General features: G+C 63.7%; 23 protein-coding genes and 1 other RNA gene. 14 read left to right on the top strand and 10 right to left on the bottom strand.

The annotated features are described in order from the left end of the window. The first annotated feature begins 157 nt into the window (after positions 1 to 157). Together hemB and ppk1 are read left to right on the top strand one after the other, a co-directional pair. Positions 158 to 1168, top strand: a complete 1011-nt coding sequence (gene hemB, locus CKW37_RS14785) for a porphobilinogen synthase (protein ID WP_095156447.1) — start codon at positions 158 to 160, stop codon at positions 1166 to 1168. Positions 1169 to 1187: 19 nt separating this feature from the next. Further along, complete coding sequence (ppk1, locus tag CKW37_RS14780) at positions 1188 to 3413, top strand: polyphosphate kinase 1 (RefSeq protein ID WP_095156446.1); 2226 nt, start codon at positions 1188 to 1190, stop codon at positions 3411 to 3413. On the opposite strand, the gene ppx is transcribed toward ppk1, so the two are convergent. Continuing rightward, on the bottom strand, positions 3400 to 4902 hold the full coding sequence (gene ppx / locus CKW37_RS14775) for an exopolyphosphatase (protein ID WP_095156445.1): 1503 nt from the start codon (positions 4900 to 4902) through the stop codon (positions 3400 to 3402). The genes ppk1 and ppx overlap by 14 nt on opposite strands. Before the next feature lie 239 nt (positions 4903 to 5141). Here ppx and trxA point away from each other — a divergent pair, with 239 nt between their 5' ends. The 5 genes from trxA to CKW37_RS14750 all read left to right on the top strand — a co-directional run bounded on the left by trxA (position 5142) and on the right by CKW37_RS14750 (position 10446). Then, on the top strand, positions 5142 to 5471 hold the full coding sequence (trxA, locus tag CKW37_RS14770) for a thioredoxin TrxA (protein WP_095156497.1): 330 nt from the start codon (positions 5142 to 5144) through the stop codon (positions 5469 to 5471). 225 nt (positions 5472 to 5696) lie between these two features. Continuing rightward, the gene (rho, locus tag CKW37_RS14765) at positions 5697 to 6956 is read left to right on the top strand and encodes a transcription termination factor Rho (RefSeq protein WP_095156444.1); all 1260 of its coding nucleotides are present in this window, start codon (positions 5697 to 5699) and stop codon (positions 6954 to 6956) included. Positions 6957 to 7083: 127 nt separating this feature from the next. Then, on the top strand, positions 7084 to 8550 hold the full coding sequence (gene ubiD / locus CKW37_RS14760) for a 4-hydroxy-3-polyprenylbenzoate decarboxylase (protein ID WP_095156443.1): 1467 nt from the start codon (positions 7084 to 7086) through the stop codon (positions 8548 to 8550). Next, the gene (locus CKW37_RS14755) at positions 8550 to 9518 is read left to right on the top strand and encodes a CDP-6-deoxy-delta-3,4-glucoseen reductase (RefSeq protein ID WP_095156442.1); all 969 of its coding nucleotides are present in this window, start codon (positions 8550 to 8552) and stop codon (positions 9516 to 9518) included. The genes ubiD and CKW37_RS14755 overlap by 1 nt, the downstream gene beginning before the upstream one ends. Before the next feature lie 286 nt (positions 9519 to 9804). After that, positions 9805 to 10446: a gamma-glutamylcyclotransferase gene (locus CKW37_RS14750; protein WP_095156441.1), complete on the top strand. Its 642-nt coding sequence runs from the start codon at positions 9805 to 9807 to the stop codon at positions 10444 to 10446. 47 nt (positions 10447 to 10493) lie between these two features. Here the strand turns inward: CKW37_RS14750 and CKW37_RS14745 are convergent, their stop codons facing one another. Then, positions 10494 to 11471, bottom strand: coding sequence for an NADPH:quinone oxidoreductase family protein (locus tag CKW37_RS14745; protein ID WP_095156440.1), 978 nt, complete (start codon positions 11469 to 11471; stop codon positions 10494 to 10496). 157 nt (positions 11472 to 11628) lie between these two features. On the opposite strand from CKW37_RS14745, the gene CKW37_RS14740 reads away from it, so the two are divergent. Then, positions 11629 to 12033, top strand: a complete 405-nt coding sequence (locus CKW37_RS14740; protein ID WP_095156439.1) for a flagellar basal body-associated protein FliL — start codon at positions 11629 to 11631, stop codon at positions 12031 to 12033. Here the strand turns inward: CKW37_RS14740 and CKW37_RS14735 are convergent, their stop codons facing one another. The 4 genes from CKW37_RS14735 to CKW37_RS14720 all read right to left on the bottom strand — a co-directional run bounded on the left by CKW37_RS14735 (position 12034) and on the right by CKW37_RS14720 (position 17377). Beyond that, positions 12034 to 13152, bottom strand: coding sequence for an ABC transporter permease (locus tag CKW37_RS14735; RefSeq protein WP_095156438.1), 1119 nt, complete (start codon positions 13150 to 13152; stop codon positions 12034 to 12036). Then, complete coding sequence (rbbA, locus tag CKW37_RS14730; RefSeq protein WP_095156437.1) at positions 13152 to 15872, bottom strand: ribosome-associated ATPase/putative transporter RbbA; 2721 nt, start codon at positions 15870 to 15872, stop codon at positions 13152 to 13154. The genes CKW37_RS14735 and rbbA overlap by 1 nt, the downstream gene beginning before the upstream one ends. Next, on the bottom strand, positions 15869 to 16834 hold the full coding sequence (locus CKW37_RS14725) for an HlyD family secretion protein (RefSeq protein WP_371864290.1): 966 nt from the start codon (positions 16832 to 16834) through the stop codon (positions 15869 to 15871). The genes rbbA and CKW37_RS14725 overlap by 4 nt, the downstream gene beginning before the upstream one ends. A gap of 93 nt (positions 16835 to 16927) precedes the next feature. Then, entirely contained in the window at positions 16928 to 17377 is a 450-nt protein-coding gene (locus CKW37_RS14720) for an EVE domain-containing protein (RefSeq protein WP_095156436.1), read from the bottom strand. Between the two features lie 186 nt (positions 17378 to 17563). On the opposite strand from CKW37_RS14720, the gene CKW37_RS32965 reads away from it, so the two are divergent. Next, positions 17564 to 17710: a hypothetical protein gene (locus CKW37_RS32965; protein ID WP_175652615.1), complete on the top strand. Its 147-nt coding sequence runs from the start codon at positions 17564 to 17566 to the stop codon at positions 17708 to 17710. Positions 17711 to 17724: 14 nt separating this feature from the next. Here the strand turns inward: CKW37_RS32965 and CKW37_RS14715 are convergent, their stop codons facing one another. From CKW37_RS14715 to CKW37_RS14700, 4 genes are all read right to left on the bottom strand, one after another. Next, complete coding sequence (locus CKW37_RS14715) at positions 17725 to 18330, bottom strand: 5-formyltetrahydrofolate cyclo-ligase (protein ID WP_095156435.1); 606 nt, start codon at positions 18328 to 18330, stop codon at positions 17725 to 17727. An 89-nt stretch (positions 18331 to 18419) separates the two neighbouring features. Further along, a non-coding RNA gene (gene ssrS / locus CKW37_RS14710) (6S RNA) lies at positions 18420 to 18598 on the bottom strand. Between the two features lie 19 nt (positions 18599 to 18617). Continuing rightward, the gene (locus CKW37_RS14705) at positions 18618 to 18935 is read right to left on the bottom strand and encodes a cell division protein ZapA (RefSeq protein WP_095156434.1); all 318 of its coding nucleotides are present in this window, start codon (positions 18933 to 18935) and stop codon (positions 18618 to 18620) included. Then, complete coding sequence (locus tag CKW37_RS14700; RefSeq protein WP_095156433.1) at positions 18932 to 19141, bottom strand: TIGR02449 family protein; 210 nt, start codon at positions 19139 to 19141, stop codon at positions 18932 to 18934. Before CKW37_RS14700 ends, CKW37_RS14705 begins: the two co-directional genes overlap by 4 nt. A 150-nt stretch (positions 19142 to 19291) precedes the next feature. Between CKW37_RS14700 and CKW37_RS14695 the strand changes: the two genes are divergently transcribed. The 5 genes from CKW37_RS14695 to CKW37_RS14675 all read left to right on the top strand — a co-directional run bounded on the left by CKW37_RS14695 (position 19292) and on the right by CKW37_RS14675 (position 24769). Then, entirely contained in the window at positions 19292 to 19846 is a 555-nt protein-coding gene (locus CKW37_RS14695; RefSeq protein WP_095156432.1) for a YecA family protein, read from the top strand. Between the two features lie 19 nt (positions 19847 to 19865). Beyond that, positions 19866 to 21206: a Xaa-Pro aminopeptidase gene (pepP, locus tag CKW37_RS14690; RefSeq protein ID WP_095156431.1), complete on the top strand. Its 1341-nt coding sequence runs from the start codon at positions 19866 to 19868 to the stop codon at positions 21204 to 21206. Further along, on the top strand, positions 21203 to 22402 hold the full coding sequence (gene ubiH / locus CKW37_RS14685; protein ID WP_095156430.1) for a 2-octaprenyl-6-methoxyphenyl hydroxylase: 1200 nt from the start codon (positions 21203 to 21205) through the stop codon (positions 22400 to 22402). The genes pepP and ubiH overlap by 4 nt, the downstream gene beginning before the upstream one ends. 41 nt (positions 22403 to 22443) lie before the next feature. Continuing rightward, positions 22444 to 23661: a 2-octaprenyl-3-methyl-6-methoxy-1,4-benzoquinol hydroxylase gene (locus tag CKW37_RS14680; RefSeq protein WP_177454424.1), complete on the top strand. Its 1218-nt coding sequence runs from the start codon at positions 22444 to 22446 to the stop codon at positions 23659 to 23661. Positions 23662 to 23767: 106 nt separating this feature from the next. Then, positions 23768 to 24769, top strand: coding sequence for an extracellular solute-binding protein (locus CKW37_RS14675; RefSeq protein WP_095156428.1), 1002 nt, complete (start codon positions 23768 to 23770; stop codon positions 24767 to 24769). The last annotated feature ends 83 nt before the right edge of the window (positions 24770 to 24852 follow it).

The raw sequence follows: 24852 nt of genomic DNA, 5'->3' as shown, positions 1-24852 counted from the left end.
GGGAAAGTGTCCAAATGTGTCTCGACGTGAACAATTCCTACAAGGGACAATGCCTGCGTCTGTAGGTCGCAGGGTTGTCCCCGCCTGTCACACAAGCGTCATAATGGCCGCTTATAACTGTCGCGCCCGCCTGTCCGCGCGGGCTCAGGAGTCTGCCGTGAGCTTTACCCCTGCCAATCGTCTGTTCCCCGCTACCCGCCTGCGTCGCAACCGTCGTGATGACTTTTCCCGTCGTCTGGTTCGCGAGAATGTCCTGACTGTCGATGACCTGATCCTGCCGGTATTCGTGCTGGACGGTGAAAACCGCCGCGAGGAAGTGGCCTCCATGCCGGGCGTCGAGCGCCTGAGCATCGACCTGCTGCTGGAAGCGGCGGCGGAGTGGGTCGAGCTGGGCATTCCGGCGCTGGCACTGTTCCCGGTGACCCCGTCGGAAAACAAATCCCTCGATGGCGCCGAAGCCTGGAACCCCGAAGGCATTGCCCAGCGCGCTACCCGCGCCCTGCGTGCACGCTTCCCGGAACTGGGCGTGATTACCGACGTCGCGCTTGACCCGTTCACCACCCACGGTCAGGACGGCATCCTTGATGAAGAAGGCTATGTGCAGAACGACATCACCGTCGATGCACTGGTCCGCCAGGCCCTGTCCCACGCCGAAGCCGGCGCCCAGGTGGTCGCTCCGTCGGACATGATGGACGGCCGCATCCAGGCCATCCGTGAAGCCCTGGAGCTGGCCGGCCACGTCAACGTGCGCATCATGGCCTACTCGGCCAAGTACGCCAGCGCTTACTATGGTCCGTTCCGCGATGCGGTGGGCTCGGCGCTCAATCTGGGCAAGGCCAACAAGGCCTCGTACCAGATGGATCCGGCCAACACCAATGAGGCGCTGCACGAAGTGGCAGCCGACCTCTCCGAAGGCGCCGATATGGTCATGGTCAAGCCAGGCATGCCATATCTGGATATCCTTCAGCGGGTCAAGGACGAGTTCAAGGTGCCGACCTTCGTTTACCAGGTCAGTGGCGAGTACGCGATGCACATGGCTGCGATCCAGAATGGCTGGCTCTCCGAGGGCGTCATTCTCGAATCGCTCACCGCTTTCAAACGAGCGGGCGCCGACGGCATCCTGACTTACTTCGCTGTACGCGCCGCACAATTGATGAGAGGGCAGTAACGCCCTTCAGGAACGCAAGATGAATAACGAAGCACTGATCGAAGACGCTGTTAAGGATGAACCAGTCGCTCCCGAGCAACTGCTGGAAACCCCGCCAGAACCCGAGGTGGTCGCGGCTCCCCCGGCGGAGGCGCCGGCGGTTGCTCCGGCACCCGCTGTCGCGGTACCGGGCCTGGATGACAGCAGCCTTTACATCCATCGCGAACTGTCGCAATTGCAGTTCAACATCCGCGTGCTGGAACAGGCGCTGGATGAGTCCTATCCCCTGCTGGAGCGGCTGAAGTTTCTGCTGATCTTCTCCAGCAACCTGGATGAGTTCTTCGAGATTCGTGTTGCGGGCCTGAAAAAGCAGATCACCTTCGCTCGCGAGCAGGCCGGCGCCGACGGCCTGCAGCCGCACCAGGCACTGGCGCGGATCAGCGACCTGGTGCACCACGAAGTGCAGCGCCAGTACGCGATTCTCAACGAAGTGCTGCTGCCGGAACTGGAAAAGCACCAGATCCGCTTCATCCGTCGCCGTCACTGGACGACCAAGCTCAAGACCTGGGTGCGCCGCTTCTTCCGCGACGAGATCGCGCCGATCATCACGCCGATCGGCCTCGACCCGACTCACCCGTTCCCGCTGCTGGTGAACAAGAGCCTGAACTTCATCGTCGAGCTGGAAGGTATCGATGCCTTCGGCCGCGACTCGGGCCTGGCGATTATCCCGGCGCCGCGTCTGCTGCCGCGGGTTATCCGGGTGCCGGAAGACGTCGGTGGTCCTGGCGACAACTATGTATTCCTTTCGTCGATGATCCACGCGCACGCCGACGACCTGTTCCAGGGCATGAAGGTCAAGGGCTGCTACCAGTTCCGCCTGACTCGTAACGCCGACCTGGCGCTGGACTCCGAAGATGTCGAAGACCTGGCCCGCGCCCTGCGCGGCGAGCTGTTCTCCCGTCGCTACGGTGACGCGGTGCGTCTCGAGGTCGCCGACACTTGCCCGAAACACCTGTCCGACTACCTGCTCAAACAGTTCAGCCTGAGCGAGAGCGAGCTGTATCAGGTCAATGGGCCGGTCAACCTGACCCGCCTGTTCAGCATCACCGGCCTGGACAGCCATCCGGAGCTGCAATACCTCCCGTTCACGCCGGCCATTCCCAAGCTGTTGCAGAACAGCGAGAACATTTTCAGCGTGGTGAGCAAGCAGGACATCCTGCTGATGCACCCGTTCGAGTCGTTCACCCCGGTCGTCGACATGCTGCGCCAGGCCGCCAAGGACCCGCACGTCCTGGCCGTACGCCAGACCCTCTACCGCAGCGGCGCCAACTCGGAAATCGTCGATGCGCTGGTGGACGCGGCGCGTAACGGCAAGGAGGTCACTGCGGTGATCGAATTGCGCGCGCGCTTCGACGAAGAGTCCAACCTGCAGATGGCCAGCCGCCTGCAGGCCGCGGGCGCCGTGGTGATCTACGGTGTGGTCGGCTTCAAGACCCACGCCAAGATGATGTTGATCCTGCGTCGCGAAGCCGGCGAGATCGTCCGCTACGCGCACCTGGGGACCGGCAACTACCACGCCGGCAACGCCCGCCTGTACACCGACTACAGCCTGCTGACTTCCGACGATGCGCTTTGCGAGGACGTCGGCAAGTTGTTCAGCCAGTTGATCGGCATGGGCAAGACCCTGCGCATGAAAAAGCTGCTGCACGCGCCTTTCACCCTGAAGAAAGGCATGCTCGACATGATCGCGCGGGAAACCCAGTTCGCCGTGGAAGGCAAGCCGGCGCACATCATCGCCAAGTTCAACTCGCTGACCGACCCGAAGATCATCCGCGCGCTGTACAAGGCCAGCCAGTCGGGCGTGCGCATTGATCTGGTGGTACGTGGCATGTGCTGCCTGCGTCCGGGCATCGCCGGCGTCTCGCACAACATCCACGTGCGCTCGATCATCGGCCGCTTCCTGGAGCACACCCGGGTGTTCTACTTCCTCAATGGCGGCGAGGAGCAGATCTTCCTGTCCAGCGCCGACTGGATGGAGCGCAACCTCGACAAGCGCGTCGAGACCTGCTTCCCGGTCGATGGCAAGAAACTTCTGCTACGGGTGAAGAAAGAGCTGGAAGGGTACCTGACCGACAACACCCACTCGTGGATCCTGCAACCGGACGGCCGCTACGTACGCAGCACGCCGACCGGCAACCAGAACCCGCGCAGTGTTCAGGCGACTCTGCTCGAGCGCCTGAGCAATCCGGTGCTTATCGTACGCTGAGGACGAAACCGACCCGGGCCAACCACTCGGCTTCCTGTTCGAAGTCGGCCCGGGTCAACTGGTTCTCTTCCAGCCAGTTATCCGGGAACGCGATGGCCAGGCTGTCGCCATTGGCGTGCAGTTCCACCTTCGGCATCTGTTGGGTGCCGCGGATGTGGTGGAACAGGATGGCGAAGCGCAGCAGTACGCACAGGCGAATGAGCTTCACGCCTTCGTCGCCGAAGTCGGCGAACTTGTCCTTGGGAATGTTGCGGCGGTGGCCACGCACCAGCAGGGCCAGCATTTGCTGGTCTTCGCGGGAGAAGCCGGCCAGATCGGAGTGTTCGATCAGGTAGGCGCCGTGCTTGTGGTAGTGATAGTGGGCGATGTCCAGGCCTACCTCATGCACCTTGGCCGCCCAGCCCAGCAGTTCACGCCAGATACCGTCTTGCAGATCCCACGCCGCGGCTACCTGGTCGAAGGCGTGCAGCGCCTTGCGCTCGACCCGGGCAACCTGGCCCTGATCGACGTGGTAGCGCTCCATCAGCGAACTGAGGGTGCGCTCGCGCACGTCTTCGTGATGGTGGCGGCCGAGCAGGTCATAGAGCACGCCTTCGCGCAGGGCGCCGTCGCAGTGGTCCATGCGTTGCAGTTCGAGGGCGTCGAAAATCGCTTCGAGGATCGCCAGGCCTGCCGGGAAGATCGCCCGACGGTCAGGTTTGACGCCGTCGAAGTCGATCTTCTCGATTTCGCCCAGCTTGAACAGCTTGCGCTTGAGCCAGGCCATGCCTTCGGCGTTGACTTCACCGTTGCCCAGGCCGCCGGCCTTGATGGCCAGACCAATGGCGCGGATGGTGCCGGACGACCCGATGGCTTCATCCCAGCCCAGGCGGTGCAGGGCGGTTTCGATGCTCATCAGCTCCAGGCGCGCCGCGGTGTAGGCCTGGGCGTAGCGTGCCGGGGTGATCTTGCCGTCGCGGAAATAACGCTGGGTGAAGCTGACACAGCCCATTTGCAGGCTTTCGCGCAGCAGCGGTTCGAAGCGCTGGCCGATGATGAACTCGGTACTGCCGCCGCCGATGTCGGCCACCAGGCGCTTGCCGGGGGTGTCGGCGAGGGTGTGGGAAACACCCAGATAAATGAGGCGGGCTTCCTCGCGACCGGAAATCACTTCCACCGGATGGCCGAGGATTTCTTCGGCGCGGCGGATGAACTCGCCGCGGTTGCGCGCTTCGCGCAGTGCGTTGGTGCCGACGATGCGCACCGAGCCCTGGGGCATGCCGTTGATCAGTTGGGCGAAGCGCTTGAGGCAGTCGAGGCCGCGCTGCATGGATTCTTCGTTGAGCTGGCGCTCTTCATTGATGCCAGCCGCCAGTTGAACCTTCTCGCCGAGCCGCTCAAGGATACGGATTTCGCTGTGATGGGCTTTGGCTACAACCATATGGAAGCTGTTGGAGCCAAGGTCAATGGCGGCGATCAGGGAAAGGTTCTTGGCAGTGGAATGCGGCATGTGATGGCTTCTCGGTCGTTAACCCGGCAATCCTGCCACGATAGTCGGTTTACGCCAACGCGGAGCAGTGCAAGGCTTGATATGGCGCAGTTTCGCGTAGGAATTGTGTCTTTTGTGTGACGGTCGATACGCAAGATCATGAACTACCATAGACAGACTCAATCGCTGGCGGCTTCCTGTCGGCAGAGAGGGCCGTTATGATGGGCAACGTTTTTTTGCTTCCGAACCTGGAGATTTCCATGAGCAGCGATCTTATCAAACACGTTACCGACGCCAGTTTCGAGGCCGACGTACTGCAGGCCCAGGGCCCTGTACTGGTCGACTACTGGGCTGAGTGGTGCGGTCCTTGCAAAATGATCGCTCCGGTCCTGGACGCTATCGCCGAGGATTACAACGGCAAGCTGACCATCGCCAAGCTGAACATCGACTCAAACCCTGATACTCCGGGCAAGCACGGCGTTCGGGGTATCCCGACCCTGATGCTGTTCAAGGACGGCCAGGTCGCAGCCACCAAGGTCGGCGCCCTGTCGAAATCTCAGTTGCAAGCGTTCATCGACGCCAATATCTGAGTCTGTAAAAGCCCCGCATTTGTCGGGGCTTTTCTCATTCTGGTGACTAGACGCCAGAAAAAGCAGGTGTTAAATTCGGCCTCGCATTGTTTCTTCAATGCCCCCTGCACACCGCCGCCGCCTTCCAATTCGAACTTGTGCGCGATCCTGTCGCCTTCTCTGCGGCGCGGCCTCATTAAGCCAGATGCTTAATCTCCCTTCTTACATGATTACCTCAATCCCCTTATGAACCTGACTGAACTCAAGCAAAAGCCGATTACCGATCTGCTAGAAATGGCCGAACAGATGGGCATAGAAAATATGGCCCGTTCGCGCAAGCAGGATGTGATTTTCTCCCTGTTGAAGAAGCACGCGAAAAGCGGCGAGGAAATTTCCGGTGACGGCGTGCTGGAGATTCTCCAGGACGGCTTCGGCTTCCTGCGTTCGGCGGATTCTTCCTACCTGGCCGGCCCAGACGACATCTACGTCTCGCCAAGCCAGATCCGTCGCTTCAACCTGCGCACCGGCGACACCATCGTCGGCAAGATCCGGCCGCCAAAAGAAGGCGAGCGTTACTTCGCACTGCTCAAGGTCGACACCATCAACTTCGACCGTCCTGAAAACGCGAAGAACAAGATCCTGTTCGAAAACCTGACGCCGCTGTTCCCCAACAAGCGCCTGAAGATGGAAGCCGGCAACGGTTCCACCGAAGACCTCACCGGTCGCGTTATCGACCTGTGCGCCCCGATCGGCAAAGGCCAGCGCGGCCTGATCGTCGCCCCGCCGAAAGCGGGCAAGACCATCATGCTGCAGAACATCGCGGCGAACATTACCCGCAACAACCCCGAGTGCCACCTGATCGTCCTGCTGATCGACGAGCGCCCGGAAGAAGTGACCGAAATGCAGCGCACCGTGCGCGGCGAAGTGGTTGCCTCCACCTTCGACGAGCCGCCAACCCGTCACGTGCAAGTGGCCGAAATGGTCATCGAGAAGGCCAAGCGCCTGGTCGAGCACAAGAAAGACGTGGTCATCCTGCTTGATTCCATCACCCGTCTGGCTCGCGCCTACAACACCGTGATCCCGAGCTCCGGCAAGGTACTGACCGGTGGTGTCGATGCCCACGCGCTGGAAAAACCGAAGCGTTTCTTCGGTGCCGCACGGAACATCGAGGAAGGCGGTTCGCTGACCATCATCGCCACCGCGCTGGTTGAAACCGGTTCGAAGATGGACGAAGTGATCTACGAAGAGTTCAAGGGCACCGGCAACATGGAACTGCCTCTGGACCGTCGCATCGCCGAGAAGCGTGTGTTCCCGGCCATCAACATCAACCGTTCGGGCACCCGCCGCGAAGAGCTGCTGACCGCCGACGACGAACTGCAACGCATGTGGATCCTGCGCAAGCTGCTGCACCCGATGGACGAAATCGCTGCCATCGAGTTCTTGATCGACAAGCTCAAGCAGACCAAGACCAACGACGAGTTCTTCCTGTCGATGAAGCGCAAGTAAGCACTCGCTGTAGGCAAGAGCCGGGGAAACCCGGCTTTTTGCTATCTATCTTACGGACTATTCTGACTGGCCCGGTTCGGCGCTACACTGCCCGTCCCGACCGATACGGCCAACACGAGGCTCACGCATGCAGTATCGCGATTTGCGCGACTTTATCCGTGGCCTGGAGCAGCGCTCAGAACTCAAGCGCATCCAGGTCCCCATTTCGCCGGTCCTGGAAATGACTGAAGTCTGCGACCGCACACTGCGGGCCAAGGGGCCGGCACTGTTGTTCGAGCGCCCCACCGGTTACGACATTCCCGTCCTCGGCAACCTGTTCGGCACCCCGGAGCGGGTGGCCATGGGCATGGGCGCCCAGTCAGTGAGCGAACTGCGGGAAATCGGCAAGCTGCTGGCGTTCCTCAAGGAGCCCGAGCCGCCAAAGGGGCTCAAGGACGCCTGGTCCAAGCTGCCGATCTTCAAGAAAGTCGTGGCCATGGCGCCGAAAGTGGTCAAGGACGCGCCTTGCCACGAAGTGGTCATCGAGGGCGAGGATGTCGACCTGGGCATGCTGCCGATCCAGCATTGCTGGCCAGGCGACGTCGCGCCGCTGATCACCTGGGGCCTGACCGTTACCCGCGGGCCGAACAAGGAGCGGCAGAACCTCGGCATCTATCGCCAGCAGGTGATTGGCCGCAACAAGGTCATCATGCGTTGGCTCAGCCACCGCGGCGGCGCCCTCGACTACCGCGAGTGGTGCGAGAAGAACCCCGGCAAGCCATTCCCGGTGGCCGTCGCCCTGGGCGCTGACCCGGCGACCATCCTCGGTGCCGTCACGCCGGTGCCGGACACCCTTTCCGAATACGCCTTCGCCGGCCTGCTGCGGGGCAACCGCACCGAGCTGGTGAAGTGCCGTGGCAGCGACCTGCAGGTGCCGGCGACCGCCGAGATCATCCTGGAAGGCGTGATCCACCCCGGCGAAACCGCGCCCGAAGGCCCGTATGGCGACCACACCGGCTATTACAACGAAGTCGACAGCTTCCCGGTGTTCACCATCGAGCGCATCACTCACCGCACCAAGCCGATCTATCACAGCACCTACACCGGCCGTCCACCGGATGAGCCGGCGATTCTCGGCGTGGCGCTGAACGAAGTGTTCGTGCCGATCCTGCAGAAGCAGTTCCCGGAAATCACCGACTTCTACCTGCCACCCGAAGGCTGCTCCTACCGCATGGCGGTGGTCACCATGAAGAAGCAGTACCCGGGGCACGCCAAGCGGGTAATGCTGGGCGTCTGGTCGTTTTTGCGACAGTTCATGTACACCAAGTTCGTTATCGTCACCGACGACGATGTCAATGCGCGGGACTGGAACGACGTGATCTGGGCCATCACCACGCGCATGGACCCCAAGCGCGACACGGTGCTGATCGAGAACACGCCGATCGATTACCTCGACTTCGCCTCGCCGGTCTCGGGCCTCGGTTCGAAGATGGGCCTGGACGCCACCAACAAGTGGCCGGGCGAAACCACGCGCGAATGGGGCCGGGTCATCGTCAAGGACGAGGCCGTCACCAAGCGGATCGATGAGCTGTGGAACCAGTTGGGAATAGATTGATGCAGGTAACCTTGCAGCCGTCCGGAGCCGTACTGGCGCTCAAGCCCGGAGAGAGGATTCTGGAAGCGGCACAACGCCTGGGTTACGACTGCCCGCAGAGCTGCCGCAATGGCAACTGTCACGTCTGTGCCGCCCTGCTGGTGGAGGGCCGGGTGCGTCAGGACGGTGAAGTACGCGATCACGGTGAGCTGTTCACCTGCATCGCCGAACCGCTGGAAGACTGCATCCTGCTCTGGGACGGCGTGCTCGCCCTGGGCGAGCTGCCGGTGCGTACGCTGGCGTGCCAGTTGAGCGAGTGCACCGAGGTCGGTGGCGATGTCTGGCGCGTGCGCCTGCGCGCCCCGGCCGGCAAACCGCCGCGCTACCACGCCGGGCAGTATTTGCTGATCGAGCGCGAAAGCGGCGACAAGGCAGCCTTCTCCCTGGCATCGGCACCGCACGGTGGCCGTGACCTGGAAATGCACGTGCTGGCGCGGGAAAAGAGCGCGCTGGACCTGATCGCGCAACTGCAGCGCACCCGCATGGCCCGCCTCGAAATGCCATTCGGCGACACCCATCTCGCCGAATTGCCGGAAGGTCCGCTGGTGCTGATCGCCGCAGGCACCGGCATGGCGCAGATGCACAGCCTGATCGAGCATTGCCGCGTGCAGGGCTTCAAGCACCCGGTGCATCTGTACTGGGGCGTGCGCCGGCCCGAGGACTTCTACAGCATCGACGCATGGGCGCAGTGGGAGCAACTGCCAAACCTGTTCCTGCACAAGGTCGTGAGCGACCTGTGTGGCTGGGACGGGCGCTGCGGCCTGCTGCATGAGGCGGTCTGCGAGGACCTCGACGACCTGTCGCGGATTCATGTCTATGCCAGCGGTTCGCCGGCCATGGTCTATGCCACCCTCGATGCCCTGGTGAATGCCGGCATGGATGCGCACCAGATGCGCGCCGATGTATTCGCTTATGCCCCACGCGGCTAACTTGAGTAATAAGGCGCGTTGCAACAACGCGCCGGTTTATAACCGAGTGTCCAAGTAAGGCTTATAAGCAAACGCCCGCCTTTTAATTATTGCCGGCGCCGCGAAAAAGTATCGCTACACTTGCAATAGTGTCCTTCGATCTTCTGAAACTCCCGTATTTCGCGGTGTTTAGGCGAGCGGGGGGCTTGTTTCCGAACCGTTGTCTGCCGTACGGTAAGTGTCTATTGAGTGCGTTGGCTCTATAGTGGAGTACTTCGGTATTTCACGAGGAACTTTGGCGGCGGCTATGTCGGTAATCGAACCTGCACCTTTTCCCCTTGCGTATCCCCCGGTACTTGATTTCGGTCAGCAATTGTCCCGGGAGCAACTTCTCGACTCTGTCCAGCAAACCATGGCCCTGCACCAAGGCGGCCCGGTCTGGCTGTTCGCCTACGGTTCGTTGATCTGGCGCCCGGAGTGCCAGTCCACCGAGCGGCGGCGCGGGCGGGTTCATGGTTATCACCGCGGGCTGTACCTGTGGTCGCATGAGCATCGCGGCACGCCGGAATGTCCGGGGCTGGTGTTTGGGCTGGATCGGGGCGGTTCATGCAGCGGGTTCGCCTATCGGTTGCCGGAAGACAAACTGCAGGATTCGCTGCTGGCGCTGTGGCAGCGCGAGATGCCGTACCCGGCGTATCGCCCGCACTGGCTGAATTGCCGGTTGGACGACGGCAGCAAGGTGCAGGCGCTGGGGTTCGTGCTGGAGCGGCATCTGCCGTGCTACGCGGGGAATCTGCCGGACAGCCTGCTCACCCATATCCTTGCCAGCGCCAAAGGGCGTTATGGCACGACCCGCGATTATGTCGAGCAGACCCTGGAAGCGTTGCGCAGCCATGCCATGCCGGATCGCAATCTGGAGGCGCGGTACAGGCGCTGTCATGGTCAGTGATTGAGCCTTGGGGCTGCAATGCAGCCCCAGAGCCCTGCAACCACGGTTTATCTGACCTTCACCACCAGCTTCCCAACCGCCTTGCGCCCCGCCAATTGTTCGATCGCCAACCCGGCCTCGGCCAATGGATAGGTCTTCGACACCAACGGCTTCAACTTGCCCTCGGCAAACCACGCAAACAGTTGCTGGAAGTTCGCTGCGTTGTCCGCCGGCTGGCGCTGGGCGAACGAGCCCCAGAACACGCCGAGCACCGCCGCGCCCTTGAGCAGCACCAGATTGACCGGTAACTCAGGGATTCGCCCGCTGGCAAAGCCCACCACCAGCAACCGGCCGTTCCAGGCCAGGCCGCGTACGGCCTGGTCGAACAGGTCGCCGCCCACCGGGTCGTAGATCACATCGACGCCCTTGCCGCCGGTCAGGCGTTTGATTTCGTCTTTCAGGCTGTGCTGGCTGTAGTCGATCAACTCGTCCGCGCCCGCAGCCTTGGCGATTTCCAGTTTCTCCGCGCTACTGGCCGCGGCGATTACCCGCGCGCCCATGGCCTTGCCGATTTCCACCGCCGCCAGGCCGACGCCGCCGGAAGCACCCAGCACCAGCAAGGTTTCGCCGGCCTGCAATTGGCCGCGCTGGCGCAGCGCGTGCATCGAGGTGCCGTAGGTCATGCCGAAGGCCGAGGCAGTGGCGAAGTCCATGCCTTCCGGGATGGGCAGCACGTTGTAGGCCGGCACCGCGACCTGTTCGGCGAAGCTGCCCCAGCCCGTCAGGGCCATGACCCGGTCGCCGACCTTGAACGCGCCGGCATTCTCGCCCGTCGCGGCAACCACCCCGGCGGCCTCGCCACCCGGCGAGAACGGCAGCGGCGGCTGGAACTGGTATTTGCCCTCGATGATCAGGGTGTCCGGGAAGTTGACGCTCGCGGCGTGTACGTCCAGGAGGATTTCATTCTTCTTCGGCGTCGGGCTGGCGACGTCTTCCAGCACCAGATCACGGGCCGGACCATGGGCTTTGCACAACACGGCTTTCATCAGGGCTATTCCTTTGCGGGTGGTGGCCGATAAGTGTAGGTATGCAAGGTGCCGGGTCAACGAGCATGGCCTGGCCTGAATAGGCTGGCATAAGCCCGGGCTTGGGTTTGACCTGTGTGCTGGGTATGCTGGCGCCAACTGTTTGAGGAGCGAATTCGTGAAAGCGTGGATCTTGATGGTACTGGCGCTGACGCTGCCAGTGGCGGCCATGGCCGAAGAGAAGGAAGCAGCAGCGCCGAAGGTTGCCTATATCAGCCTGTCGCCGCCCCTGGTCGGCAACTACGCCCTCGATGGCGGCCCGCGTCTGCGGGTGTACAAGGCCGATGTTGCGCTGAAGGTCGAAGGCGATGCCGACGCAGCCGCGGTCAAGCACCACGAGCCGCTGATCCGTAACCAGTTGGTGGCGCTGTTCACCCAGCAGAGCCTGGACGGCATGAGCAACGTCGACGCCAAGGAAAAACTGCGTCAGGAAGCCCTCAAGCAGGTCCAGCAGGTGCTGTCCAACGAAGAGGGTCGGCCGGTCGTCGAAGACCTGCTGTTCAACAACCTGATCGTTCAGTAATCACGAGGCCAGGCTGCGGCGGAAACGTGCCAGGGCGATCGCGAAGAACGCCAGGCCGATCGCCGCCAGGGCCAGCAGGTCGGGCCACACCACCGTGATCCCGGCGTCGCGAAACAGAATCGCGGCGCCCAGGCTGACGAAGTGGGTGGACGGCGACAACTGCATCACCCACTGCAACCATTGCGGCATGCTGTCCAGCGGCGTGCTGCCGCCCGAGAGCAACAGCATCGGGATGATCACCGGAATCGCCAGCAACCCGAACTGCGGCGTCGAGCGCGCCAGCGTAGCGAGAAAAATCCCCAGCGCCGTGCTGGCGAACAGGTACAGCGCCGTCACCCCCAGAAACAGCGGCAGCGAGCCGGCCAACGGCACGCCCAGCGCCCACTTCACCACCACCTCCAGCGACACCCAGGTGCACAGCACCACCACCAGCGCGTTGCTGCCGATCTTGGCGAGCATGATTTCCAGTGCGGTCAGCGGCAGCACCAGCAGGTGATCGAGGGTGCCATGCTCGCGCTCGCGCAGCAGGGCGGTGCCGGTGAGGATGATCGCGAGGATGGTGATGTTGTTGACGATCTGGATCACCGCCAGGAACCAGCCTCCTTCCAGGTTCGGGTTGAACAGCGCGCGGGGCTCCAGCAGCGCCGGGCTGCGGCTGGCGCTGCCGGCGGGGCTGGCGTAATCCAGCAACTCGCGTTCGAAAATCCGCCCGATATAGCCGGCGCCCATGAACGCCTGGCTCATGGCCGTGGCATCGACGTTGATCTGCAGTTCCGGCGAGCGCCCGGCCAGCAGGTCGCTCTGGAAATTCACCGGAATATTGATGACGAAGGTGTACAGGCCGCTGTCCAGGCTGCGGTCGAGCTGGTCGTAGGCCAGCGGCACGGCGGGCTGGAATTCCGGGGGCTGCAGCGCTTCGGTCAGCTTGCGCGAGACCAGGCTCTGGTCCTCATCGACCACCGCGACGCTGGCGTTGTGCACGCCGATCACCGAGCCCGCCGCCGGCATGTAGATCGCCACGCTGAAGGCATAGAGCAGAAACAGCAGCAGAACGCTGTCGTGGCGCAGGCTGGTCAGCTCTTTCAGACCCAGGCGCAGAATGTGGGCAAGACGCTGCATCAGGCCTCCTGTTTCTTCAGCATGATCAGGCTGAGCCCGGTGAACCCGACGAAGAAGCCGAGCAGCGCCAGGCATTGCGGCCACAGTTCGCGCAGGTCCAGGGCCTTGGTGAAGGTGCCGACGGCGATATCGAGGAAGTAGCCCGCCGGGAACAACTGGCCCATCAGCGCCGCGGAGCCATCGAGGGATGAGCGCGGCACGATCAGCCCGGAGAACTGGATGGTCGGCAGGCTGGTGAGGATCATGGTGCCGAGGATCGCGGCGATCTGGGTGCGGGTGAAGGCCGAGATCAGCAGGCCGAGGCTGGTGGTCGCCAGCAGGTACAGCACCCCGCCGCACGCCAGCGCCAGGGCGCTGCCCTTGAACGGCACGCCGAACAGCCAGCGGTTCATCGCCACCAGCAGCGCCAGGTTCACCAGGCTCACCGCCAGGTACGGCGCCTGTTTGCCGAGCAGGAACTCAAGGCGGGTCAGCGGCGTGGCGTAGAAGTTGGTGATCGAACCCAGCTCCTTTTCGCGGACGATGCCGAGGGCGGTGAGCATGGCCGGGATGAACGCCAGGATCAGCGCCATGACCCCAGGCCCGATGGCGTTCACGCTGACCACATCCTGGTTGTAGCGAAAGCGCGTCTCCAGCTTCACCGCCGCCTGGCGCGGCTGCGCCGGGCTGCTCAGCGCCGCCAGTTGTTCGAGGTTGGCCTGATGCACCGCTTCGACATAGTTGCGGCTGGTTTCGGCGCGGAACGGCATGCCGCCGTCGAGCCAGGCCGCGACCACCGGCTGGCGCCCGGCAAGCAGGTCGCGGCCGAAGCCGGGGGGAATCTCGAGGGCCAGCTTGATCTCCGAGCGCTGCAGGCGCTGGTGCAGTTGTCGCGGATCGCGGATTGGCGGCTGCTCGGCAAAGTAGCGCGAGCCACGGAAGGCTTCGAGGTAGGCCCGGCTTTGCGGGCTCTGGTCCTGGTCGTAGACGGCGAAGGCGAGGTTTTCGACATCCAGCGAAATGCCGAAGCCGAAGATCACCATCATGAACAGCGCACCCAGCAGGGCGAACGCCAGGCGCACCTTGTCGCGCAGCAGCTCCTTGCCCTCGCGGCTGGCCACGGCGACCAGCCGGGTCAGGCTGAAACCCCGGCGAGGTGGCGGACTGGCGGGTGCGGCCGGCGTGTCGAGATTGGCTGCTGGCGTCTCGGGCGCGCCGCCCTGGGCTTGTTCCAGGCACGTGACGAAGGCGTCTTCCAAGGTCGCGCCTCCGTACTGCACCTGCAAGGCGGCCGGGGTGTCGCAGGCCAGCACTGAGCCTGCGTGCATCAGCGAGATGCGGTCGCAGCGCAGCGCCTCATTCATGAAGTGGGTCGAGAGAAAGATGGTCACGCCCTGTTCCCGCGACAGCTCGATCAGCAACCGCCAGAAGTCGTCGCGGGCGGCCGGGTCGACGCCGGAGGTGGGCTCGTCGAGGATCAGCACTTCCGGGCGGTGCAGCACCGCCACGGCCAGCGACAGGCGCTGGCGCAGGCCCAGCGGCAGGGCGCCGGACGGCTGGTCGGCGACGTCGCCGAGGTCGAAGCGCTGGATCAACTCGGCGATGCGCGGCGTGCTGTCGGCGGGTTTCAGGTCGAACAGCCGCGCGTGCAGTTCCAGGTTCTGGCGCACGCTGAGTTCGCCGTACAGCGAGAAACTCTGCGACATGAAACCGACCCGCTTGCGCGTGGCCAGGTCCTTGGCGTCCACCGGGCGGCCGAGCAGGGTGGCGCTGCCTTCGCTGGCCGGCATCAGGCCGGTGAGGACTTTCATGGTGGTGGTCTTGCCGCAGCCGTTGGAGCCGAGGAAGCCGAAAATCTCGCCACGGCCGATGGCGAAGCTGACCTTGTTCACGGCGGTGAAGTCGCCGAAGCGCAGGGTCAGTTCATACGCTTCGATGGCGATGCTGGCGTCGCCGGCGTCCCGTGGCGGGATGTGCAGCGGCTCGGCGTTGTGGTGGCTGTCGCCCTGGAAGTAGGTGAAGGCTTCGTCCAGCTTGCCGCTGGGCGTGACGCTGGCCAGTTCATGGCTGGCGCCGGCGCCGATCAGCCGGCCGCGGTCGAGCATCAGGCAGTGTTCGAACTGTTCGGCCTCTTCCATGTAGGCCGTTGCTACCAGCAGCGTCAGTTGCGGACGTTGCTGACGCACATGCTCGACCAGCTCCCAGAAGCGCCGCCGCGACAGCGGGTCGACGCCGGTGGTGGGCTCATCGAGGATCAGCAGATCGGGTTCGTGGATCAGCGCGCAGCACAGGCCGAGTTTCTGTTTCATGCCGCCAGACAGCTTGCCCGCCGGGCGCTCGGCGAAGCGGGCGAGGTCGGTGGCCTCCAGCAGCGTTTGCATGCGCGCGTCGCATTCGGCGCGGGACAGGCCGAACAAGGTGGCGAAGAAGCGGATGTTTTCGCTGATCGACAGGTCCGGGTACAGGTTGCCGCCCAGGCCCTGGGGCATGAAGGCGATGCGCGGGTACAGGCTGCTGCGGTGCGAACGCTTGCCGATCGGGCCGCCGAGCACGTCCAGTTCACCCTGTTGCAGCCGTTTGACCCCGGCGATCAGCCCGAGCAGGCTGGACTTGCCGGCGCCGTCCGGGCCGATCAAGCCGCAGCGGGTGCCGGCGGGCAGGTCGAAGGTGATGTCATGCAGGGCTTCCAGCGCGCCATAGCGGTGACGGATGCCGCGGGCCTGCAGGGCCAGCCCGTTCATTGCAGGTTGGCCGGCCAGTCCACGGTGGCGGTGCGCACATAACCGGCGCCGGGCATGCCGGGCTTGGCCTGGGGCACGGCGTCGGGGGCGGTCAGGCGCAGCTTGACCCGGAATACCAGCTTCTGCCGCTCGTCGCGGGTTTCCACCTGCTTGGGCGTGAACTGGGCCTTGGCCGCGACGAAGCTGATTTTCGCCGGCAGCGCCTGGTCGGGCAGGGCGTCGAGGACGATCCGCGCCTCGTCGCCGATGGTCAGCCGGCCAGCGGTGGAGGCGGGCAGGTAGAGGTTCATGTATTGGTCGCTGGGGTCGATCAGCAGCAGCACTCGGCCACCGGCACCGAGCACTTCGCCCGGTTCGGCCAGGCGCAACTGAATCACGCCGTTGATTGGCGCGCGCAGGCTGCTGTCGTCGATTTCGCTGGTCAGTTGCGCGACCTGGGCCTCGGCCGCGCCAATCGCTGCCTTGATCGCCGCGAGCTGTGCCCGTGCGGCGACCACCGCCGAGTTGCTGGTGTCGAAGCGCGCCTGTTGCTGGTCGAGCAACTGCTGGCTGGCGTATTTGCGCTGGAACATCTCGCGGATGCGCTTCAGCTCCTGGCTGGCGAGCAGTTGTTCGCTCTGGCGCAACTGCACGTTGGCCTGGGCGGCGGCGTAGTTCTCCCGGGCGCGGGCCACTTCGGCTTCGGCCTGGGCGCGCTGGGCTTCGAGGGTGCGGGTATCGATGCGGGCGAGCAACTGGCCGCGGCTGACTTTGTCGCCTTCGTCCACCAGCACTTCGGCGAGACGCCCAGGCACCTTGCTGGCGATCTGGACTTCGGTGGCTTCGAGCCGCCCGTTGCCCATGGCCAGGCCTTCGGGCAGGCGGTCATGCAAGGATTTCCAGTAGCCCAGGCCACCGGCCGCCAGCAGCAGCGCAATCAGCGCGCCGGCGAAAATCTTGGGGGTGTGTTGACTCATCGACATGGTCCTGCATCCTGCTATATACGCGTCAGATTGTGACGTCCCACCAGCCTTGGTGGTTTGATTCGCGTCAAATGAGCCCCGATCCTACGCCGATCAGCGAAGATTGAGTATTGCCGCCCACTGTTCGGCTGTGACCGGCATCACAGACAGGCGACTGCCTTTCTGCACCAGCGGCAGTTCGGCGAGGGCGGTTTGCAGCTTCAGGTAGCCCAGGCCCAGCACCTTCGGGAAGGTTTCCACATGGGCCACGTCCACCGCGCTCCACGGGTTCTTGTCGGCGTTGGCCTTGGGGTCGTGGTAATGGCTTTGCGGGTCGAGGGCGGTCGGGTCGGGATAGGCCGCGGTGCTGATCCGGGCAATACCGGCGATGCCCGGCTCGGGGCAACTGGAGTGGTAGAAGAAAAACTCGTCGCCCACCGCCATCGCGCGGATGAAATTGCGCGCCTGGTAATTGCGAACCCCGTCCCAGCGCGCCTCGCCGAGGCGGGCGAGGTCCTCGATCGAGAGTTCGTCGGGTTCGGATTTCATCAGCCAGTAGGCCATGGGCTCAGCTCCAGTCAGTCTCTGAAACAACCTGTTGCATCAAACCGACAGCCGGTTGGCGTCAAGGTTTGCTTGTGGACGAGTGTTGTCGGAAAATGCGCCAAATTTTAAGCTTGACGCTGCTGCACGGCCTATAAAAAGAACCGTCGCGGACATCGTGATCAGTTTGCCTTCGGGGGGCAATCGATGAATCGCAAAAAACCGGACCTGCTCTGGATTCTAGTTTTCGTGTTTGGTTTGGGCGTTGTCACGACCGGTTATGCGCAAAGCTTCTGGGAACGCAAAGTTGAAACCGCTTATCAGCAGATGCCGGTGAATCCCGCTCAGCGTTGATGCCGCGGCGCCGTTCAGTGCGCCAGATACCAGCTTTTATCCGATACAGTGCCTTGTAGCGGCACGTCCCAACTGGCTTGCGCCAGGCGTTCCACCTTCTGGCATTCATGGGCCAGCCCCAGCAGCAGGGGTTTTTTCCAGGCCTTGCGCCGGCCTTGATAGGCCAGGCTGCGGTCATAGAAACCACCGCCCATTCCGAGGCGACCGCCCATCTCGTCGAAACCCACCAGCGGCAGCAGGATCAGGTCCAGCGCCCAGACCGGGCGTTGCCGCGCCAGGCGGATGCTCGGCTCGGGGATGCGAAAGCGGTTGGGCCGCAGTTTTTCGCCCTGTTCGAAGCGTTGGAACGCCATCTTGGTTTTCGGCCAGGCATGCAGCACCGGCAGGTAGGTGCGCTTGCCACGGCGTTGGGCCTCGCGCAGCAGCAGGCGCGGGTCGATTTCGCTGTCGTTGGGCAGGTACAGGGCGATGTGGCGAGCGCGACGGAACAGCGGATGCTGCGCCAGTTGCCGATACAGGCCACGGGCGGCCTGACGTTGCTCGGCAGGGCTGAGTGCACGGCGGGCATCGCGAAGCAGGCGGCGGAGTTGGGGGCGGGTAAGCGGCGCGGTGTCGGTCATGGCACGGGCGATCCCTGGGGGCGATCATCACGCGGTGATGTCGCAGGTGCAGGCGCGCAAGGAAGATAAAGGCGCATGCAGGTAGAAACAGGCTCCCCGACGAACCGCTGTCGGTGTAGCCCTTGAACCCGAAAGTTCAAGGTGGAGATTGCAGGGGGCGTTAAGGCTTTCCGTCAAGCGGACATGCACACCGGCCCCAACGTGCAACCCCCGTGGTTGTGCGTATCGGCTCAGGGACATGACCGACTGGCAAGCACTCCAGGGAGTGGGCGGGAGTATACAGAAACTCAGTTGGCTTTTGTATCCGCGTCGTCGATCAGGGCCTGGTCGACGCGGTCGAGCAGCTCGCGTACCTGCTCACGGGTGGCGCCGCCGCTCTGGGCTTCCGGGCGCTCTTGATTGTGCAAAAGGTCGTGGGTGATGTTCAGCGCGGCCATCACGGCGATGCGGTCGGCGCCGATCACTTTGCCGCTGCTGCGGATCTCGCGCATCTTGCCGTCGAGGTAGCGTGCGGCGCTGACCAGATTGCTGCGTTCTTCCTGCGGGCAGATGATCGAATACTCTTTGTCGAGGATCTGCACGGTGACGCTATTGGTAGAACTCATGAGTCTTGCTCCAGGGACTTGAGCCGCGAAATCATCGATTCGACCTTATGTCGCGCGATTTCGTTTTTTTCAATGAGGTGGGCGCGCTCCTCGCGCCAGGATTTCTCCTGCTCGGATAGGAGTGTGTTTTGCCGTTTTAGTTGCTCGACCCGCTCAATCAGCAGTTCGAGTCGGCTCTTCAGCGTTTGCAGCTCATTATCTTGCATTGCTCGCCACTCGATTCGGTCTGACTGTGACTGTCTGGCTACTGCGCCTCATGCGCCGGAATTGCCGCGTCGATGGTCTTGGCGCGCCTGCCGGTGCTAGGATACAAGGCCTTCATTCTAGTCATTGCGCCGTCTGGCGCCTAGTTGCCCATGCCCACTACCAATTCGCCGTACACCGCCTTCGCCAACCTGCTCAACAGCAACGGTCATCCTGTTTCCCCCGCCGAACTGCACGGCCTGTTGCTCGGTCGTAGCTGCGCCGGCGCAGGCTTCGATGTTGACGGCTGGCTGGCCGACGCCGCTCATCTGCTGGAGACCGAACCAGTAGACAACGTCCGCAACGCTTTGATCGGCCTCCAGGAAATGGTCAAGTCCGAACTGACCGGCGAAGACATCGCCATCGTCCTGCTGCTGCCGGGCGATGACCTGCCGCTCACCGAGCGCGCGGCTGCACTGGGCCAATGGTGCCAGGGCTTCCTCAGCGGCTTCGGCTTGAACTCCGGCGGCAAGGACCTCAGCGACGAGGTCAATGAAGTACTGCAGGACCTGAGCGCGATTTCGCAAGTTCAGGACGCACTGGAAGAATCCGAAGACGGCGAAAGCGACTATATGGAAGTGATGGAGTACCTGCGCGTCGCACCGCTGCTGCTCTTCACGGAATTGGCCAAGCCGGTCGCGCCTGCCGCCAAACCTTCCTTGCACTGAGGCCAAACAGGGGTTCCCCGTGGCAACAAACCATATCCCGAAAGCGGAATACGCCCGGCGCCGCAAGTCGCTGATGGCGCAGATGGAACCCAACAGCATCGCCATCCTGCCGGCTGCCGCGGTTGCCATTCGCAACCGTGACGTCGAGCACGTCTATCGCCAGGACAGCGACTTCCAGTACCTCAGCGGTTTTCCCGAGCCCGAGGCGGTGATCGCCCTGATCCCCGGCCGCGAGCACGGCGAGTACGTGCTGTTCTGCCGTGAGCGTAATCCCGAGCGCGAGCAGTGGGACGGCCTGCGCGCCGGCCAGGAAGGTGCGATCCGCGACTTTGCGGCCGACGACGCCTTCCCCATCGCTGATATCGACGACATTCTTCCCGGCCTGATCGAAGGGCGCGATCGCGTCTATTCGGCCATGGGCAGCAATGCCGAGTTCGACCGCCGCCTGATGGAGTGGATCAACGTGATCCGTTCCAAGGCGCGCCTGGGGGCTTCGCCGCCGAACGAATTCGTTGCCCTGGATCATCTGCTGCACGACATGCGCCTGTATAAATCGGCGGCGGAAGTGAAGGTCATGCGCGAAGCCGCGGCGATCTCCTCGCGGGCCCATGTGCGGGCCATGCAGGCCAGCCGTGCCGGCCTTCACGAGTACAGCCTGGAAGCCGAGCTGGACTACGAGTTCCGCAAGGGCGGGGCGAAGATGGCGGCCTACGGGTCGATCGTCGCCGCCGGGCGCAATAGCTGCATCCTGCATTACCAGCAGAACGACGCGCCGCTCAAGGATGGCGACCTGGTGCTGATCGACGCCGGTTGCGAGATCGACTGCTACGCCAGCGACATCACCCGCACCTTCCCGGTCAGCGGGCGTTTCTCGGCGGAACAGAAGGCGATCTACGAACTGGTGCTCAAGGCTCAGGAAGCGGCCTTCGCGGTCATCGCCCCCGGCAAGCACTGGAACCACGCCCACGAGGCGACGGTTCAAGTGATCACCGAAGGGCTGGTGGAACTGGGCCTGCTCAAGGGCGATGTGGCCGAACTGATCGAAACCGAGGCCTACCGGGCCTTCTACATGCACCGGGCCGGACACTGGCTGGGCATGGATGTACATGATGTCGGCGAGTACAAGGTCGGCGGTCAATGGCGCGTGCTCGAACCGGGCATGGCCCTGACGGTCGAACCGGGTATCTACATTGCCGCGGACAACCAGAGCGTCGCCAAGAAGTGGCGCGGTATTGGTGTACGGATCGAGGACGACGTAGTGGTAACCAAGCACGGCTGTGAAATCCTGACCTCCGGTGTGCCGAAAACGGTCGCCGAAATCGAAGCCCTGATGGCCGCCGCCAGAAGCCAGGCCGCATGAGCCGGGTCAATCTGGCGATCATCGGCGGCGGCCTGGTCGGCGCCAGCCTCGCGCTGGCCCTGCAGGCCGGCGCCAAGGCCCGGGGCTGGAAGATCCTGCTGATCGAACCGTTCGCCCCGGGCGACAGCTACCAACCCAGTTATGACGCGCGTTCTTCTGCGCTGTCGTTCGGCACCCGGCAGATCTACGAGCGCCTTGACCTGTGGCAAGTCATCAGCCGCCGCGCCGAGCCAATCCGGCAGATCCAGGTATCCGACCGCGGGCGCTTCGGCGCCACCCGTCTCGACGCGCTGGAAGAAGGCGTTCCGGCGCTGGGCTACGTGGTGGAAAACGCCTGGCTCGGCCAATGCCTGTGGCAGGGCCTCGACCCCGAAGTGGTGAGCTGGCGCTGCCCGGCGGAAGTCACCGCGATGCAGCCATTGGGCGATGGCTATCGGTTGTCGCTCAATGACGACACCGTCCTGGAATGCGACCTGGCCGTGCTCGCCGATGGCGGGCGTTCAGGCCTGCGCGAACAACTGGGCATTCACGTCAGCCAGCGCCCGTACAACCAGAGCGCGCTGATCGCCAACATCACCCCGAGCGAAGCCCACTGCGGCCAGGCCTTCGAGCGCTTCACCGACGAAGGCCCGATGGCCCTGCTGCCGCTGCCGGAAAACCGCTGCGCGCTGGTCTGGACCCGCGCCGGGATGGACGCCAAGCGCCTGGCGGAGCTGGACGAACGGCGCTTCCTCGACGAACTGCAGAGCATCTTCGGTTACCGCCTCGGCGCTCTGCGCCAGGTTGGCGCGCGGCACCTTTATCCGTTGACGCTGGTGGAAGCGCAGGAGCAGGTGCGTCCGCATCTGGTGGTGCTCGGCAACGCCGCCCACAGCCTGCACCCGATCGCCGGGCAGGGTTTCAACCTGTCGCTGCGCGACGTGCAGTCGCTGGCCGATGGCCTGCTTGCCGGCCCCGAAAAACCCGGCGACCTCGGCACGCTGTTGGCCTACCGCGAGCGCCAGCGTCTGGACCAGGACCTGACCGTGGGCTTCTCCGACAAGATCACCCGCCTGTTTGGCACGGCTCAGCCGTTGATCGCCACCGGCCGCAACCTCGGCCTGCTTGGCCTCGATCTGCTGCCCCCGGCCAAGCGCTGGTTCGCCCGCCAGGCCATGGGCCTCGGCACTCGCCCTGACCTTCAAGGCAAGGCATGACCCCTTTTTTCTATTACCCGGAACAGGCTTGAAGCATGGACATGCGCGCGGATCTGTTGATTGTCGGTGCCGGTATGGTCGGCAGCGCTCTGGCCCTGGCCTTGCAGCACAGCGGCCTGGAAATCCTCTTGCTGGACGGCAGCTCCCTGTCCGTCCCGCGCTTCGATGATGCCGCGCCGTTCGAGCCGAGGGTCAGCGCCCTGTCGGCGGCGAGCCAGCGGATTCTCGATCGTCTCGGCGCCTGGCAGGGCATTTCCGAACGGCGTGCCAGCCCTTACTCGGACATGCAGGTCTGGGACGGCAGCGGCACCGGGCAGATCCACTTTTCCGCCGCCAGCGTTCACGCCGATGTGCTGGGCCATATCGTCGAGAACCGGGTGGTTCAGGACGGCCTGCTGGAACGCCTGCACGACAGCGAAATCGGCCTGCTGGCCGATGCCCGCCTGGAACGCATGCGCCGTTCCGGTGACGAGTGGCTGCTGACCCTCGCCGACGGCCGCAACCTGCGGGCACCGCTGGTGATCGCCGCCGACGGCGCCAACTCGGCGGTGCGCCGCCTGACCGGCTGCGAAACCCGCGAATGGGATTACCTGCACCACGCCATCGTCACCAGCGTGCGCTGCGCCGAGCCGCACCAGAACACGGCCTGGCAACGCTTCACCGATGAAGGTCCGCTGGCCTTCCTGCCGCTGCAGCGCGACGGCAAGCAGGATTGGTGCTCGATCGTCTGGTCGACCACGCCCGAGCGGGCGGAAAAACTCATGGTGCTGCCGGACGACGCGTTCTGCACTGAGCTTGAGCGTGCGTTTGAAGGCCGCCTCGGCGCGGTACTGCAAGCCGACCCGCGCGTCTGCGTGCCGCTGCGCCAGCGTCATGCCAAGCGCTATGTCGCCGAGGGCCTCGCGCTGATCGGCGATGCTGCGCACACCATTCACCCGCTGGCCGGCCAGGGTGTGAACCTGGGCTTTCTCGATGCCGCGGTGCTGGCCGAAGAACTGCTGAAGGCCTACGAGCGCGGCGAGCGACTGGCCGACGTGAAGGTGCTGAGCCGCTTCGAGCGTCGGCGCATGCCGCACAACCTGGCGCTGATGGCCGCGATGGAGGGCTTCGAGCGCTTGTTCCAGGCCGACCCGCTGCCGCTGCGCTGGCTGCGTAACAGTGGCCTGAAATGGGTCGAACAGATGCCCGAGGCCAAGGCATTGTTCGTGCGTCAGGCACTGGGTTTGAGTGGCGATCTGCCGGAACTGGCGAAGGCCTGAAAGGCCCGCAACATCTGGTAACTCCTCGGTGAAGCGTTCGGTTTGTGATGCCAAATGACATTAACTACCATTTGCGCCTCATTTGAATTTCCGAGGAGCGCTACCGATGTCGCCACGCAAGCATTTACTGGCCGCCCTGACCCTCACGCTGTTTGGCGGTGCTGCCCAGGCGGCGGACGAGGTGGTGGTGTACTCCTCGCGCATCGATGAGCTGATCAAGCCGGTATTCGACGCCTACACCGCCAAGACCGGGGTGAAGATCAAGTTCATCACCGACAAGGAAGCCCCGCTGATGCAGCGGATCAAGGCCGAGGGCGAGAACGGCGTGGCCGACCTGCTGCTCACCGTCGACGCCGGCAACCTCTGGCAGGCCGAGCAGATGGGCATCCTCCAGCCGATCAAGTCCGCCGTGATCGACGCCAACATCCCTGCGCAATACCGCGCGTCTTCCCATGACTGGACCGGCCTGAGCCTGCGTGCGCGGACCATCGTCTACTCCACCGACCGGGTCAAACCCGAAGAGCTGAGCACCTACGAGGCGCTGGCCGACAAGCAATGGGAAGGCCGCCTGTGCCTGCGCACGGCGAAGAAGGTCTACAACCAGTCGCTGACCGCCACCATGATCGAAACCCATGGCGCCGAGAAAACCGAAGAGCTGGTCAAGGGCTGGGTCAACAACCTGTCCACCGACGTGTTCTCCGATGACAACGCCGTGATCCATGCCATCGCCGCCGGCCAGTGCGACGTGGGCATCGTCAACACTTACTACTACGGTCGCCTGCATCAGGAAAACCCGAAACTGCCGGTCAAGCTGTTCTGGCCCAACCAGGCTGATCGCGGCGTCCACGTGAACCTGTCGGGCATCGGCCTGACCAAACACGCACCGCACCCGGAAGCCGCCAAGGCGCTGGTCGAGTGGATGACCGGCGAGGAAGCACAGAAGATGTTCGCGGGCATCAACCAGGAATTCCCGGCCAACCCGAAAGTCGCGCCGTCCGATGAAGTCGCCGCCTGGGGCAGCTTCAAGGCCGACAGCCTGCCGGTGGAAGTTGCCGGCAAGCGCCAGGCTGAAGCGATTCGCTTGATGGATCGGGCTGGCTGGAACTGAGTTTCAAGCCTTATTCTTGCTGCGCCCTCAAGCCCGCCCTGGCATCGCGCCGGGCGGGCTTTTTCATTGACTGCCGCCCGTAG

The organism is Pseudomonas sp. Irchel 3E13, from assembly GCF_900187455.1.
GTDB lineage: Bacteria > Pseudomonadota > Gammaproteobacteria > Pseudomonadales > Pseudomonadaceae > Aquipseudomonas.
The sequence above is the reverse complement of the archived record's forward strand: the minus strand, read 5'-3'. Positions and strand labels throughout refer to the sequence as shown.

Excerpts from the sequence above, each read along its gene's own strand:
- ppk1 (WP_095156446.1), top strand. The coding sequence starts at position 1,188 with ATGAATAACGAAGCACTGATCGAAGACGCTGTTAAGGATGAACCAGTC.
- ppx (WP_095156445.1), bottom strand. The coding sequence starts at position 4,902 with ATGCCGCATTCCACTGCCAAGAACCTTTCCCTGATCGCCGCCATTGAC.
- trxA (WP_095156497.1), top strand. The coding sequence starts at position 5,142 with ATGAGCAGCGATCTTATCAAACACGTTACCGACGCCAGTTTCGAGGCC.
- rho (WP_095156444.1), top strand. The coding sequence starts at position 5,697 with ATGAACCTGACTGAACTCAAGCAAAAGCCGATTACCGATCTGCTAGAA.
- ubiD (WP_095156443.1), top strand. The coding sequence starts at position 7,084 with ATGCAGTATCGCGATTTGCGCGACTTTATCCGTGGCCTGGAGCAGCGC.
- CKW37_RS14755 (WP_095156442.1), top strand. The coding sequence starts at position 8,550 with ATGCAGGTAACCTTGCAGCCGTCCGGAGCCGTACTGGCGCTCAAGCCC.
- CKW37_RS14750 (WP_095156441.1), top strand. The coding sequence starts at position 9,805 with ATGTCGGTAATCGAACCTGCACCTTTTCCCCTTGCGTATCCCCCGGTA.
- CKW37_RS14745 (WP_095156440.1), bottom strand. The coding sequence starts at position 11,471 with ATGAAAGCCGTGTTGTGCAAAGCCCATGGTCCGGCCCGTGATCTGGTG.
- CKW37_RS14735 (WP_095156438.1), bottom strand. The coding sequence starts at position 13,152 with ATGCAGCGTCTTGCCCACATTCTGCGCCTGGGTCTGAAAGAGCTGACC.
- rbbA (WP_095156437.1), bottom strand. The coding sequence starts at position 15,872 with ATGAACGGGCTGGCCCTGCAGGCCCGCGGCATCCGTCACCGCTATGGC.
- CKW37_RS14725 (WP_371864290.1), bottom strand. The coding sequence starts at position 16,834 with ATGTCGATGAGTCAACACACCCCCAAGATTTTCGCCGGCGCGCTGATT.
- CKW37_RS14720 (WP_095156436.1), bottom strand. The coding sequence starts at position 17,377 with ATGGCCTACTGGCTGATGAAATCCGAACCCGACGAACTCTCGATCGAG.
- CKW37_RS32965 (WP_175652615.1), top strand. The coding sequence starts at position 17,564 with ATGAATCGCAAAAAACCGGACCTGCTCTGGATTCTAGTTTTCGTGTTT.
- CKW37_RS14715 (WP_095156435.1), bottom strand. The coding sequence starts at position 18,330 with ATGACCGACACCGCGCCGCTTACCCGCCCCCAACTCCGCCGCCTGCTT.
- CKW37_RS14705 (WP_095156434.1), bottom strand. The coding sequence starts at position 18,935 with ATGAGTTCTACCAATAGCGTCACCGTGCAGATCCTCGACAAAGAGTAT.
- CKW37_RS14700 (WP_095156433.1), bottom strand. The coding sequence starts at position 19,141 with ATGCAAGATAATGAGCTGCAAACGCTGAAGAGCCGACTCGAACTGCTG.
- CKW37_RS14695 (WP_095156432.1), top strand. The coding sequence starts at position 19,292 with ATGCCCACTACCAATTCGCCGTACACCGCCTTCGCCAACCTGCTCAAC.
- ubiH (WP_095156430.1), top strand. The coding sequence starts at position 21,203 with ATGAGCCGGGTCAATCTGGCGATCATCGGCGGCGGCCTGGTCGGCGCC.
- CKW37_RS14680 (WP_177454424.1), top strand. The coding sequence starts at position 22,444 with ATGCGCGCGGATCTGTTGATTGTCGGTGCCGGTATGGTCGGCAGCGCT.
- CKW37_RS14675 (WP_095156428.1), top strand. The coding sequence starts at position 23,768 with ATGTCGCCACGCAAGCATTTACTGGCCGCCCTGACCCTCACGCTGTTT.